The sequence below is a fragment of the Aquimarina intermedia genome (assembly GCF_008124785.1).
GTDB lineage: Bacteria > Bacteroidota > Bacteroidia > Flavobacteriales > Flavobacteriaceae > Aquimarina > Aquimarina intermedia.
Genome location: NZ_VNHU01000001.1, coordinates 383,788 through 396,341, shown reverse-complemented (window position 1 = coordinate 396,341; position 12,554 = coordinate 383,788). Strand labels below are relative to the sequence as shown.

General features: G+C 35.7%; 14 protein-coding genes. 8 read left to right on the top strand and 6 right to left on the bottom strand.

Translation table 11 applies throughout. The annotated features are described in order from the left end of the window. Positions 1 to 29: 29 nt before the first annotated feature. Entirely contained in the window at positions 30 to 467 is a 438-nt protein-coding gene (locus tag BD809_RS01695) for a hypothetical protein (RefSeq protein ID WP_148781218.1), read from the bottom strand. 373 nt (positions 468 to 840) lie between these two features. Here BD809_RS01695 and BD809_RS01690 point away from each other — a divergent pair, with 373 nt between their 5' ends. The 4 genes from BD809_RS01690 to BD809_RS01675 all read left to right on the top strand — a co-directional run bounded on the left by BD809_RS01690 (position 841) and on the right by BD809_RS01675 (position 4,250). Further along, positions 841 to 1,869 carry a helix-turn-helix domain-containing protein gene (locus tag BD809_RS01690; RefSeq protein WP_148781217.1) on the top strand — a complete coding sequence of 343 codons (1,029 nt, stop codon included), beginning with the start codon at positions 841 to 843 and terminating at the stop codon, positions 1,867 to 1,869. A 135-nt stretch (positions 1,870 to 2,004) separates the two neighbouring features. Beyond that, on the top strand, positions 2,005 to 2,547 hold the full coding sequence (locus BD809_RS01685; protein ID WP_148781216.1) for a hypothetical protein: 543 nt from the start codon (positions 2,005 to 2,007) through the stop codon (positions 2,545 to 2,547). Positions 2,548 to 2,617: 70 nt separating this feature from the next. Continuing rightward, positions 2,618 to 2,833: a hypervirulence associated TUDOR domain-containing protein gene (locus BD809_RS01680; RefSeq protein WP_148781215.1), complete on the top strand. Its 216-nt coding sequence runs from the start codon at positions 2,618 to 2,620 to the stop codon at positions 2,831 to 2,833. Between the two features lie 52 nt (positions 2,834 to 2,885). Further along, positions 2,886 to 4,250: an NAD-dependent succinate-semialdehyde dehydrogenase gene (locus tag BD809_RS01675; protein ID WP_148781214.1), complete on the top strand. Its 1,365-nt coding sequence runs from the start codon at positions 2,886 to 2,888 to the stop codon at positions 4,248 to 4,250. 170 nt (positions 4,251 to 4,420) lie between these two features. On the opposite strand, the gene BD809_RS01670 is transcribed toward BD809_RS01675, so the two are convergent. Beyond that, a complete protein-coding gene (locus BD809_RS01670; RefSeq protein ID WP_148781213.1) occupies positions 4,421 to 5,500 on the bottom strand; it encodes a DNA topoisomerase IB in 1,080 nt (359 codons plus the stop codon). Between the two features lie 316 nt (positions 5,501 to 5,816). On the opposite strand from BD809_RS01670, the gene BD809_RS01665 reads away from it, so the two are divergent. From BD809_RS01665 to BD809_RS01655, 3 genes are read left to right on the top strand one after another with little or no spacing between them, the layout of a single operon-like run. Beyond that, positions 5,817 to 7,103, top strand: coding sequence for a DUF2254 domain-containing protein (locus BD809_RS01665; protein ID WP_148781212.1), 1,287 nt, complete (start codon positions 5,817 to 5,819; stop codon positions 7,101 to 7,103). A 9-nt stretch (positions 7,104 to 7,112) separates the two neighbouring features. Further along, entirely contained in the window at positions 7,113 to 7,721 is a 609-nt protein-coding gene (locus tag BD809_RS01660) for a DUF2652 domain-containing protein (RefSeq protein ID WP_148781211.1), read from the top strand. Positions 7,722 to 7,725: 4 nt separating this feature from the next. Beyond that, complete coding sequence (locus BD809_RS01655; RefSeq protein WP_148781210.1) at positions 7,726 to 9,255, top strand: GH3 family domain-containing protein; 1,530 nt, start codon at positions 7,726 to 7,728, stop codon at positions 9,253 to 9,255. Here the strand turns inward: BD809_RS01655 and BD809_RS01650 are convergent, their stop codons facing one another. Together BD809_RS01650 and BD809_RS15525 are read right to left on the bottom strand one after the other, a co-directional pair. Further along, positions 9,256 to 9,828, bottom strand: coding sequence for a hypothetical protein (locus tag BD809_RS01650; protein WP_148781209.1), 573 nt, complete (start codon positions 9,826 to 9,828; stop codon positions 9,256 to 9,258). A gap of 23 nt (positions 9,829 to 9,851) precedes the next feature. Continuing rightward, positions 9,852 to 10,004 carry a hypothetical protein gene (locus BD809_RS15525; protein WP_170251722.1) on the bottom strand — a complete coding sequence of 51 codons (153 nt, stop codon included), beginning with the start codon at positions 10,002 to 10,004 and terminating at the stop codon, positions 9,852 to 9,854. 203 nt (positions 10,005 to 10,207) lie between these two features. Between BD809_RS15525 and BD809_RS01645 the strand changes: the two genes are divergently transcribed. After that, positions 10,208 to 11,107: a metallophosphoesterase family protein gene (locus tag BD809_RS01645; protein ID WP_148781208.1), complete on the top strand. Its 900-nt coding sequence runs from the start codon at positions 10,208 to 10,210 to the stop codon at positions 11,105 to 11,107. A 5-nt stretch (positions 11,108 to 11,112) separates the two neighbouring features. Here the strand turns inward: BD809_RS01645 and BD809_RS01640 are convergent, their stop codons facing one another. Together BD809_RS01640 and BD809_RS01635 are read right to left on the bottom strand one after the other, a co-directional pair. Then, positions 11,113 to 11,352: a NifU family protein gene (locus tag BD809_RS01640; protein ID WP_148781207.1), complete on the bottom strand. Its 240-nt coding sequence runs from the start codon at positions 11,350 to 11,352 to the stop codon at positions 11,113 to 11,115. 3 nt (positions 11,353 to 11,355) lie between these two features. Beyond that, positions 11,356 to 12,495: an Mrp/NBP35 family ATP-binding protein gene (locus tag BD809_RS01635; protein ID WP_148781206.1), complete on the bottom strand. Its 1,140-nt coding sequence runs from the start codon at positions 12,493 to 12,495 to the stop codon at positions 11,356 to 11,358. Positions 12,496 to 12,554: the final 59 nt, after the last annotated feature.

Here is a 12,554-nt window from a genome sequence, read left to right as displayed (position 1 = left end):
CTAAGTTCAACACATGGACGTACATTACACTAATTATAAACAGATACTACGCGCTGCAACTCTTTTACCAAAGCATCAATCTTATATAAATGATCTTGAACTATAGTATACAGTCCAGAGGGTAATGTTTCTTCTGCAAGCATTTTTTCATAGTGAGCTCTTAACAGAATGTCCTCTTTAAGAGTTCCACGCAAACTAAGCTCGTAATCAAAGTAAAGGGTTTGGGCTGGATCTAACATCGCTTTATCACTGAAACCCTTATCAACAGCTACTTTTAGTCCATTAGATTGCATTGCGTTTTTTATTTCTTCTACAAAATTTAGTCGCAGCTGAAATGTTTCCTCATACCGATCTTTTTCGATACGGTTATTGACATGCGATGCCATATGCTTATAATTGGAAAGTGTTTGTTGTAACTGATACAACAACAACCCACACTTTCGCTCTAAGTTTTCCTCACTATTCATAGCCCTGTAAGATTAAAATTTGTGAAAATATTGCTGTATTAATACGTGTGAAGGTATTGAACTATACAAAAGTCATTCGCTTTACTTAGTGTTATTGATGCATTTCGCATTATGTTTAACACAATTAAAATCTTAACAAAAATTAACTTTCAATAAATTGTAGATTTAGCCCTATATTTAATGATTGATAATCAGATTACTAATTTTTTGTTTATATCAATTCACTGCGGAATTGTGGTAAATAGCAGTTATATAATGACACAAAAACCAATCTATACATAGTACACCTGACCCAACACTATATGTGTTTTGATCTCAAAACGTATTAGTCGTTTTCATATAATTCATCAAATTATCTTTAAAGCTCATCATTTTGAAAATATTTCATGTTCATTCCCTACCACTTGCCGAAGTTATCAGAGACCTTGCAGAGGCGTTTAACACCAATTATGATCATAGCTGTGGAGAATATTTTCTAACCATCCCTCCTGATATTGGAAAAGGTTTTATAAAAGGAATGAACTTTAACGATGGTCTTGGTTTGATATATTACGATTGTACGTTTCTTGAAGATATTGAACTTCATTTTATTGTGAACCATGTACATCCCTTAAAATTCCTATATTGTCTCGACGGTTCCATATCCCATCGCTTTGAAAATGAAACTCTGACACACACCATCGATCAATATCAAAATGCAGTGGTGTCAAGCAGTCGCTATAATGGTCATGTACTGCATTTTAAAAAAGATTTTCGCAACTACATAAGTAGTGTCGAGATTTCACGTAGGGAATTTAAAAATAAAATGGAATGTGAGCTTCATAGTATGGGCAAACAACTACAGGATTTGTTTCATGATGTAGAGGCAAAATCCTCCTTTTATTATGATGGCTTTTACAGTTTTAAAATAGCTGATTTAATCGCAGATACACAAACATTTATGCACGAAGACTTTCTGAGAAAAATATACCTGGAAGGTGTGGTGTACCATATTCTTGCTGAGCAAATATTACAATATCAAGATGACAGTAAAGACGAAGGGAACCGCATATTACTTAGACGATCAGAAATTAAACTTATAGAAAAAGCTGCCACTCTGATTGAGAATGAACTATCTGACCTAGAAACCATTGATGTGATCGCTTCTAAAATTGGACTCAATGTAAATAAACTGCAAGAAGGTTTTAAAATTCTTCATAAAATGACGGTAAATCAGTACATTCAAAAGTTACGATTTACTCTTGCAAAGAATTTATTACTCAACACTGATTTGTCCATGTCCGAAATTACAGATCGTATTGGATTGTCCAGTAAAAGCTACTTTTCTAAAATATTTAAAGAACATTATAACCTTACGCCTTCAGAATTCAGGGCTAAACACCTTTCTTTTAAGAAACATTAGGCTTTACCCTATATTTTTTGGCATTTCTTTAATCTAATTTTTTTTAGATACTATTTATCTTAGTTTAGAATTTCAGTTACTATGAGTCAGTTAAACAACTTATAGACTGATTACTATTCATTTAAAACAATTCCAATGAGAAATGTAACTATGTTGATTTTATTTGTGTTTGCAATTTCTATGCATGCTCAAGAAAATCCAAAAAGTGTAAAGGTCGAAGAGACCACCAAAACCGTAAAAGTTAAAGACAACAAGGGCACGACCGAGAATAAAGTAAAAACTATAGTAAAAGAAGAAAGCGAAGTTAAAATGAATCCTGCTGACAAGGAGAAGGTAAATCAAACACGTATTGAGACACCTGCTACAGTAACTGAGACCAATGTAGTCGACAATGATCAGGATAATGCGTATGACTTCATTACTAAGAAGACATATTATCGTCACAATAATATAGATTACACCTTTTCACCAGAACAAAAAGGATTTAATGTAGCCACTAAAACTGATTCAAAGAGTGTGGGCAAGGCTATTAGATCCAGTCGTCCAAACTATTATTTCTATGATTCTGATAGGGATCGTGGCTTTGGATATTTTGATAAAGATGGTAATTTTACCGTAGAGTACTACGATAGCAGTACAAATGAAATCAAAATGGAAAAATATAGTATTCTAAAATAATCAATATTCTAATACATGTAAACATAAAGCCTTTCTAAGTAAAATTTGAAAGGCTTAAATTTTTTTAATCATGATTAAAGAAGGCACAAAAGTACGATGGAAATGGGGTAATGGTGAAGCCGAGGGAAAGGTAGAAGCGACCTATACCTCCGAAATCACAAAAACTATCAAAGGCTCTGAAGTAACCCGTAAAGGCGAAGAAGGCGACAAGGCGTTATACATAAAACAAGAGGATGGTGATTATGTATTAAAAAGTGAAAGTGAAGTTGAGCGTGCTGACGACTAGTCAAAAGAGTAGCTTCTCAACAGCGTTTTAATTATTCTAATTCTATGCATTTATGACAAAAAAGATAAAGTCCATTAATCCTTATACAGGAGATCCTATAAAAACTTATGAAACTCATACCACACAAGAGGTATCATCTATTTTAAAAACTGCTGATCAAACCTTTAGTTCATGGAGTACAACACCAATTAATGAACGCGCCGAACTTATGTCCCGGGCAGGAGAAGTTTTACTTGAAAACAAGAAGGAATATGCCGAAATGATTACTGCAGAGATGGGTAAACCTATTACGCAAAGTATCGCAGAGATTGAAAAATGTGCTTGGGTATGCGAATTCTATGCGGTTAACGCTGCGCAATTCTTGGCAGATGCCATGATAGAAACCGAAGCAAGTGAGAGCTTCATAAGTTATGACCCACTAGGTTGCATTCTGGCAGTCATGCCTTGGAATTATCCATTTTGGCAAGTTTTTCGCTTTGCCGCGCCAAGTTTAATGGCTGGTAATGTGGCTGTTTTAAAACACGCATCAAATGTCATAGGCTCTGCGCTTCTTATTACCGATGTATTTAAAAAAGCAGGATTCCCCGAGGGATGTTTTCAGAATCTACTGGTGGGACATGAAGAGATCGAGGACTTGTTAGAGGATGATATTATAAAAGCCGCCACCCTTACAGGAAGTGAAAAAGCAGGGGTTTCAATTGCTGCGACAAGTGGTAAAAACCTAAAGAAAACAGTTTTGGAGTTAGGTGGCAACAATGCATGTGTTGTTTGGAAAGATGCTAATCTCGATAAACATATAGAAACTATGGTAAAAGCCAGAATGCAAAATACAGGTCAAAGCTGTATTGCTGCCAAGCGCTTTATTGTAGTTGAAGAAATTTATGAGGAGTTTCTTGAGAAATTCACAGAACAAGTGAATGCTTTGAAAATAGGAGATCCTCAGGATAAGGAAACAGACATCAGTGTAATGGCTCGAGAAGATCTTGCAAGAGAAGTTAAAAAACAAATTACAGAATCTATTGATCAAGGTGCAAAAGTTCTGTTAGGAAATACACAAAACAAAACCTACTACGAACCAACCATTCTAGTAGATGTCAAACCCGGTATGCCGGCATTTGATGAAGAGGTTTTTGGCCCGGTGGCAGCAATAATAAAAGCGAAAAACGAAACAGAATCATTAGAACTAGCCGCAAATTCGAGATTTGGATTAGGAACCATGCTATTTACAGAAAATATAGAAAAAGCAAAGAAAAGTATTTCAAAAATCGAGGATGGTGCTTTTTTTATAAATGAAATGGTAAAATCGGATCCAAGATTACCTTTTGGCGGCACCAAAGCTTCAGGTTATGGTCGGGAATTGTCAAAAGACGGTATTATGGAATTTGTAAATGCTAAAACTGTTTACATATCCAAATAAATTAATGATCCCGATTCTTTGACAGCATCGGGATCTATTTTTACAGTAAATACCAATTATACACAAGTAAGATAAGCGTAATTATTACGAAACTGACCAGTGTATAGATTGTAAAATAACTTACAAAACTTCCCAATTTTGACTTTCTATTCATGGCCTCTTTATTTACATTAAACTTCAATTCTGAAATTTTTGATAGCATCTCTAACTACATTTTCTGTTTGAGACATTAAATTTTCAGACATGTTATCCTCGTCCACAGCTTCAAAATATGAAACAATACTACCATCCTTGTAACTATTCACAATTTCAGGATGTACATAATATTTCCTACATACATTTCTCGTGTTCCCTAAAGCGATAGCTGCGGCATCAAAACCAATTAATATATTTTTCTGATTTTGCTTTTCATCTTTGGTATACCCAATGTCACGCAAAGCTTCAAAAAATACCACCGTAGCCGCCCAAGTACGAAAATCCTTTGCTGAGAACAGATCTCCGCTGATATCTTGTATATACTCATTAATCATACCACTATCAATAGTTTGCTTTTGATTTTCGTCATCAAAATACTTAAATAGCTCCCAGCCAGGTATTTCCTCACATCGATTGACAAGCCGGATTAATTTTTTATTACGCAGCGTAATACTATGTTCCTTTCCCTTTTTACCTACAAAATGAAATTTAAGTGTATTTTTTACATTTGATATATGTTTGGATCGCAGCGTTGAGAGTCCATACGTCTTATTGCGTTTTGCGTAATACTCGTTACCAACTCTAATATGCGTTTCTTCCATTAATTTAATCACCAGAGCTAACACTTTTCTTTTGGGCATTCCCTCTAACTCTAAGTCTTGCTCAACATGACGACGTATTTTGGGAAGAATATTTGCAAAAGAAGCCATTTTAAAAAATTTAGTCTGGTTTCTAATCTTACTCCAAAGCGGATGGTATTTATATTGTTTTCTGTTTTTGAGATCTCTACCCACTACCTGTAAATGGCCGTTTGATATATGAGTTATTCTTACGTTTTCCCAGGCTGGAGGAATTACCAATGCTTCAATACGCTCTATGGCTACCTCTTCCTCAATTATTTCTCCATCCTGTTCATACACAAAATCCTTATCAGCACGTTTGCGCCGTATAGAAAAATTAGTTTTGTCATCATTAAGATAAATAAGATTAGCTACCACAGCCGCTTTTTCAGGATTGGATATTATTTCTTTTACCAGAGGTTGCTTTAGTATCATATTATAGATTATAAAATATCCACTTGATTAATGGAGAACCTCCAAGCTATGCTTATGTGCTAAACTTAGTATAAAGGTGAAAAACTGTTTAATTTAAAAATAGTAATTAGTTAAATAATTCGACAATTAATTACCTGAGATACCTTGAGGATTATGCTAAGATTAACATAGAATTACTTTCATTTTAACAACTGTATTAAATAATGTTAATTGTAATATAACGTACTATTTAAGCTCAACAGTAATCTTTAATTTAACCTCCGGAAACAGAAAGTCGGGCACAAATTTCTTATCAATTTTTGAACTTAAAGTAACAATGAATATTTATTTGATAAAAATCAGAAGATTTTTAAAACGTGTTACACGTAGTATAGCTTTTTATCCTATCATTGTTTCGTTTGGTTATTTTATTGCATCCTTAGTTGTCCTGGCGGTAGAACAATATCCCGTAATTCAGGATTTGAAAAATACACTTCCATTCTTAGTCATTCAAAATGATGAAACTGCAAGAACTATTTTATCTACCTTTATAGGTGGTTTATTTACACTCACCGTCTTTAGTTTTACTATGGTTATGGTGGTACTCAATCAAGCTTCTTCTAACTTTTCTCCCAGATTATTGCCAGGGCTTATTTCGGACATTAAACATCAAATCATTTTAGGAATTTATATTGGTACTTTGCTGTTCTGTATGATTGTATTAATCTCTGTTCGATCCAGACCGGACACTGAAAACATTATCGGGTTTTCTGTTATGATCTCTGCCATCTTAGGAATTTTCTGCTTAGCTAATTTCGTATATTTTATCCATAACATATCCCAAGAAATTCAAATTCAGAATATTATTCAGGAGATCTATAACCGGACAGATAAACTTGTAGATGATGAAAAAAAGCGCAACAAAGATTCTACTATACAACAAGCTCCCGACACTTCAGAATGGACTACTATTTATAGCAAAAGTTCGGGATATTACAGAGGGTGGAGCGAGAGCTTGTTTGATGAGACAACACGACAAATTAAAACAACACTACAGATCCTGCCGTATCAGGATCAATATATTATACAAGGGGATCCTGTTTTAAAAAGTCAACATCCCTTATCACAAGAAGAAAAAGACAATGTTTTGGATGGTATTCGCATCTCTGAACGAAAAAAAGATGGGACTGGATATCTCAATGGTCTTATTAAACTAATGGAAATTGCCGTAAAAGCAATGTCCCCAGGTATTAACGATCCGGGTACTGCGATTAATGCCATTGATGCGATATGTTTACTTCTTAGAAAAAAATTGACCTATACTGATATTTATGAAGTACAATTTGATAAAGATGGTTTACGGGTAATAATAACAACAATTCCAACACAGGAATTGATGCGTATTATATTTGAACCTATACGTAAATACTCAAAGCAGGATGCTTCAGTAATGTATAAAATGACGCAAAGTTTACTGGGGATATATCGCATTCCGGATTTTCACCCCAGTCATAAGAAAGTTTTGATAAATGAATTTTTAATGATTGGTCAGGATATTAAAAAACACAACGAAAATGAAAATGATGTTGAACCCATTGTAAAGCTTTTACACAATGTATCTTAAACAAACCTAATGAATATAGAACCCACCCTAATTTGTATACCGGATATTAGCGGTTTTACTAAGTTTATGAGCGAAACGGATATTGAAGTAAGCTCTAAGGTTATCCCTTCTTTGCTTAATCAAATCATTTACAGCAATGAGATTGGTTTAAAAGTTTCTGAAATTGAAGGTGACGCCGTACTTTTTTTTAAAAGTGGTGAACTGCCAAGTTTCAAGGAACTTATAACGCAGTGCCGCCTGTTTTACACTCGTTTTTATGAAAAACTGCATAAATTAAGAACCAGCGAAGAGTTTCCTGAGTATGAAGTTAATATTCCTGAAGTCTTGGGACTTAAGATCATCCTACATTTTGGAGAGATTGGCGCAACTCGCATTGGCAATAAAATTAAACTTATTGGTGAGGACATTATTGTAGCCCATCGCCTTCTTAAAAATTCCATTTCGGTAGATGAATATTTACTGGTTTCTGATAATTTGATGCAGCAATATGACGAATTGGATATCGAAAGAAATTTTGGCTGGGGGACCTTAATTGATATGCAAGAAAATTATGAACATATAGGTGATATACGATATAGTTATATTAATCTACAACCTTTAACCAAACAACAAAATTAAAATCATGGCTGTTCTAGGATCCATAATAAAAGGTGCTATTCACCTAAAAGATGCATTAACTCCGGAAAAAAATGCAGTTGAGGCGCAACAAGAGGTATTACAAGATTTACTTTCTACGGCAAAGAACACTGCTTTTGGAAGACACTATAAGTTTGAGGACATTCTTAACGCTGAGGACCCTGCTAAGCTTTTTGCTAAGGCCATTCCTTATTTTGATTATCATACAATTAGCGAACAATGGTGGAGTAAATTACATGATGGTGAAAGTGATATCACCTGGCCGGGAAGACCTCCCTATTTTGCTTTAAGCTCTGGAACTACAGGAAAAACCAGTAAACGTATTCCGGTTACCGAAGCAATGATTGAAGCTATACGCAGTGCAGGTATCAAGCAAGTTAGCGCATTGTCAAACTTTGATCTACCTGCAGATTTTTTTGAAAAAGATATCATGATGCTGGGTAGCTCAACAGATTTGACAGAAAAAGAAGATCATCTTGAGGGTGAGATTAGCGGTATCAGCGCTAGCAATATCCCTAATTGGTTTAGAAACTATTATAAACCGGGAGAAAATATCGCAAAAATTGATGATTGGGACGAACGTGTCTCCGAAATAGCAAAAAATGCCGAACAGTGGGATATTGGTGCACTTAGTGGCATTCCTTCTTGGATGGAGCTTATGATGCAAGAGGTGATCAACTATCATAAACTAGAAACCATCCACGATATTTGGCCCAATCTGCAAGTATACACCTCGGGAGGCGTAGCCTTTCAGCCATACGAAAAAAGCTTCAATTCGCTTCTAAGACATCCCATAACAGTTATTGATACCTATCTGGCTTCCGAAGGATTTATGGCGTATCAGGAGCGTCCCGAGACAACTTCTATGCGATTGATTACGGATAACGGAATTTATTTTGAGTTCGTCCCTTTTAAACCAGAGTATATCAATCAAGACGGATCCATCACGCAAGATGCCCCATCTATTGGCCTTAAAGACGTGCAATTGCATCAAGACTATGTATTATTAATTAGCACCGTTTCTGGTGCCTGGCGATACTTGATAGGTGATACTATTGAATTCACGGATCTGGATAGATCAGAAATAAAAATTACCGGTAGAACAAAATTTTTTCTCAATGTTGTGGGGTCTCAGCTGTCCGTAAATAAAATGAATACCGCTATACAAGAACTGGAAGAGAAATTTAACCTGGAAGTTCCAGAATTTACGTTAGCAGCAGTCCGCATCGACGATGAATTTTATCACTCTTGGTATCTGGGAACGAAAACCGACGTGGACAATGATGTACTGGCACAATTCCTTGACAAGTCGTTACAAACAGCCAATAAGAATTATAGAGTTGCACGATCCAAAGCCCTTAAAGGAATTAAGGTTACATCTATTGATCCTGCATTATTCTATGACTGGAATGAGAAAAATAAAAAGAAAGGCGGCCAGGTCAAAATGGAGCGCGTCATGGGAGAAGAAAAATTTGGAGAATGGGAACGTTTTATAAAAGAAAAGCAGACTGTTTAATCAGTCTGTTTTTTCTTCTATCAATTGCATGATTTCTTCAGGTGATAAGTAGAGTCGTTTTATCCTGTTTTTATACGTATCTGATAAACTTGTATGTTCTAAAATAAAGTTTTTAGTAGCAATAATATACTGACCCATGCCGTGTCGCACAGCATACGTATCAGCAGTTCGTTCTACTTCTTGAATGTGACGTTGAGAAAACAAGTATTTAAATCCAAAAATTAGCATTCCGGCAGAGGATCTTTCTCTGTAATCCATTACATGCCCCAGCTCATGCCCTAACCAACCAATCAGAACTTCGGATGGCACATCAGTTATCAAAAAGTTTTCTCCTTCAATATTAAACCGCCGACTCATCAAAATTATATATTTTCGATTTTTCTTTGTTCTAAAAAAACTTCCCCAAGTAGGCTGAGCCTGCATGGTAGACTTCCTGACTTTATCGGTAAATTTAAATTCTATAGGGGTATCACGCAGCTCAGGATAATGCGACAACGCGATCATCGCTTCTTCCTCAATTGATGAAGGAATAATATGAATCATACTAAGCACTAAAATTTTAATGAGTAACATACATAGTTGCTTTTAGCAGCAGCTTATAGAAATTCAAAATATATTCCTGATATTATAATTCCTACAATAAGAACTACCAAAGTCACCACGATTATCGTAGTACCTACGCGTGTTTTTTTATTGTCTTGGATAATATAATCTTCAGACGTATTGTCGTCTTCATCTCTAATTTTCATAATTTGAATAGTTTTTAGTTAATGTACTGCAAGATAAAGAACATGAAGCTTGGAAATCATTAATATTATGTGAAAACCATGTATTACCTCTTTATTTTTAGAATATATTAAGATAAAATATTAATTTCCCCTTAACTTTTGAAGCTTTCATCTGATCTTAGCTTTTACTAAATTTCCGAAACCTTTAAATCAAAGGATTAACTATGGTTTTTTCTTCTCAATCCCGTATAAACCGTGCGTTCATCAATGCACCAATACTTCCTTTTGATGATACCTCTAAATTTATTGTTTTTAGTGATTGTCATCGAGGGGATAATAGTTTTGCCGATGAGTTTTCAAACAATCGCAATATTTATACCCATGCCCTAAAATATTATTACAAAGAAAACTTTGTGTATTGTGAATTAGGTGATGGGGATGAATTATGGGAAAATCGTAGGTTTGACACTATTTTTAGAGCGCATGAAAATGTGTTTCAACTGCTTAAAAAATTTCATCTCGAACGCAGATTGGTAATGATCTGGGGAAATCACGACATGGTGTATCGTGATCCTGATTATATAAAAAAACATCTACACGCATATTTTGATCGAAAATTAAATCGAAAGATGCCGCTGTTTCCAAACATTAAATATCATGAGGCGGTACGTTTACAACATACCGAAACTTTACAAGAATTATTTTTGGTACATGGGCATCAAGCCGAATTCATGAATTATGTTGGCTGGCGATTTCATCGTTTTTTGGTCAGAATCTTATGGAGACCGCTACAGGTTATTGGTATAGCAGATCCCACCAGTCCTGCAAAAAACTATAAAGAAACCATAAAAGTGGAACGTCGTTTTAAACGCTGGATTAGAGCCAACACTAATCAATTTACAATGATTGGGCACACCCACAGACCGAGATTTCCAGAAGTCGGAGAACCAGCTTTATTCAATGCAGGTAGTTGTGTGCATCCAAGATCGATTACGGGGATGGAAATTGAAAACGGAGCCATCACCTTAATTAAATGGCAAATAGCAACAACGGATGATGGTGTTTTAAAAATCGTCCGAATTCCGTTAGAAGGACCTCAAAAATTAAAAGAATTTAAAAAATAGCAACCTTATTCGATGCTAAGCACTTGTTCTATTTGGGGAGCGTATTTTTTAATCGTCATCTCCACACCCGATTTCAGCGTCATTTGATTTACACTACATCCTACACAAGCCCCTTGTAATTGAACTTTGACAATCTTATCCTCTTCAATACTCACTAACTCAATGTCTCCACCATCACTTCTTAAAAAAGGACGTATTTCGTCAAGCGCTTTTTCTACATTTAGTTTTATTTCTTGCGATGTCATGATCTATTTTTTTACAGCAGAACAACCTGCCATGGTAGTTATTTTAATCGCTTCGGTTGGTGGTAAAGACTCGTTTCTATTCACCACTTCTTGTACCACATTACGTGTCATTTCTTCGAAGGCTTTTTCTAGAGGCGTAGCTGTTTGTAAAGCTGCTGGTCTCCCTACATCTCCTGCCTCTCGAATACTCTGTACTAACGGAAGATCTCCTAAAAATGGCACATTTAAATCTTCAGCTAGATTTTTAGCGCCATCTTTACCAAAAAGATAGTACTTGTTTTCCGGTAACTCTTCTGGTGTAAAATACGCCATGTTTTGGATAATACCTAATACCGGTACACTTATACTTTCTTGTTGAAACATCGCAACTCCTTTACGAGCATCGGCGAGTGCCACATTTTGAGGCGTGCTTACCACTACCGCCCCTGTGATGGGAAGCGACTGCATGATAGACAAGTGTATATCACCTGTTCCCGGAGGTAAATCAACTAATAAAAAGTCTAATTCACCCCAAGCTGCGTCAAAAATCATTTGGTTTAGTGCTTTTGCTGCCATAGGACCTCTCCAAACGACGGCCTGATCAGGTTGTGTAAAAAACCCAATAGAAAGTATTTTAACTCCATAACTCTCAACGGGTTTCATTTTTGATGCATTACCAACTTTAACAGATAGTGGACGCTCCCGCTCTACATCAAACATTATCGGTGCAGACGGTCCGTAAATATCGGCATCTAACAAGCCTACCTTAAATCCCATTTTGGCTAAAGTAACTGCTAGATTTGCAGTAACTGTAGATTTACCTACTCCCCCTTTTCCTGAGGCTACCGCCACAATATTCTTAATCCCGGGGATTGGATTCCCTTTTATCTTCGGGACTTCTGCTTTTGCAGCTGCCGCCTCAACTTTTACATTAACTTTGACTTTTGCTTTTTCATACACTTTTTCGTGAATCACCTTCATCACATCAACTTCAGCACGTTTTCTAATATGCAGGGCCGGAGTAGCAAGCGTCATATCCACCACCACTTCATCTCCGAAAGTAATTACGTTGGTGATCGCTCCGCTTTCTACCATGTTCTTTCCCTCTCCTGCTACAGTTATAGTTTTTAAGGCTTTCAGTATTGCTTCTTTCTCTAACTTCATTTTTGATCCTTTAATATGTACTCATTTTAAGATGAGTCGTAATGATCGCACAAAGATAC

What these genes read in the sequence shown, in the direction of transcription:
- BD809_RS01695 (WP_148781218.1), bottom strand. Translation starts at nt 467, where the DNA reads ATGAATAGTGAGGAAAACTTAGAGCGAAAGTGTGGGTTGTTGTTGTAT.
- BD809_RS01640 (WP_148781207.1), bottom strand. Translation starts at nt 11,352, where the DNA reads ATGACATCGCAAGAAATAAAACTAAATGTAGAAAAAGCGCTTGACGAA.
- BD809_RS15525 (WP_170251722.1), bottom strand. Translation starts at nt 10,004, where the DNA reads ATGAAAATTAGAGATGAAGACGACAATACGTCTGAAGATTATATTATC.
- BD809_RS01660 (WP_148781211.1), top strand. Translation starts at nt 7,113, where the DNA reads ATGAATATAGAACCCACCCTAATTTGTATACCGGATATTAGCGGTTTT.
- BD809_RS01665 (WP_148781212.1), top strand. Translation starts at nt 5,817, where the DNA reads ATGAATATTTATTTGATAAAAATCAGAAGATTTTTAAAACGTGTTACA.
- BD809_RS01645 (WP_148781208.1), top strand. Translation starts at nt 10,208, where the DNA reads ATGGTTTTTTCTTCTCAATCCCGTATAAACCGTGCGTTCATCAATGCA.
- BD809_RS01650 (WP_148781209.1), bottom strand. Translation starts at nt 9,828, where the DNA reads ATGTTACTCATTAAAATTTTAGTGCTTAGTATGATTCATATTATTCCT.
- BD809_RS01635 (WP_148781206.1), bottom strand. Translation starts at nt 12,495, where the DNA reads ATGAAGTTAGAGAAAGAAGCAATACTGAAAGCCTTAAAAACTATAACT.
- BD809_RS01680 (WP_148781215.1), top strand. Translation starts at nt 2,618, where the DNA reads ATGATTAAAGAAGGCACAAAAGTACGATGGAAATGGGGTAATGGTGAA.
- BD809_RS01675 (WP_148781214.1), top strand. Translation starts at nt 2,886, where the DNA reads ATGACAAAAAAGATAAAGTCCATTAATCCTTATACAGGAGATCCTATA.
- BD809_RS01685 (WP_148781216.1), top strand. Translation starts at nt 2,005, where the DNA reads ATGAGAAATGTAACTATGTTGATTTTATTTGTGTTTGCAATTTCTATG.
- BD809_RS01655 (WP_148781210.1), top strand. Translation starts at nt 7,726, where the DNA reads ATGGCTGTTCTAGGATCCATAATAAAAGGTGCTATTCACCTAAAAGAT.
- BD809_RS01670 (WP_148781213.1), bottom strand. Translation starts at nt 5,500, where the DNA reads ATGATACTAAAGCAACCTCTGGTAAAAGAAATAATATCCAATCCTGAA.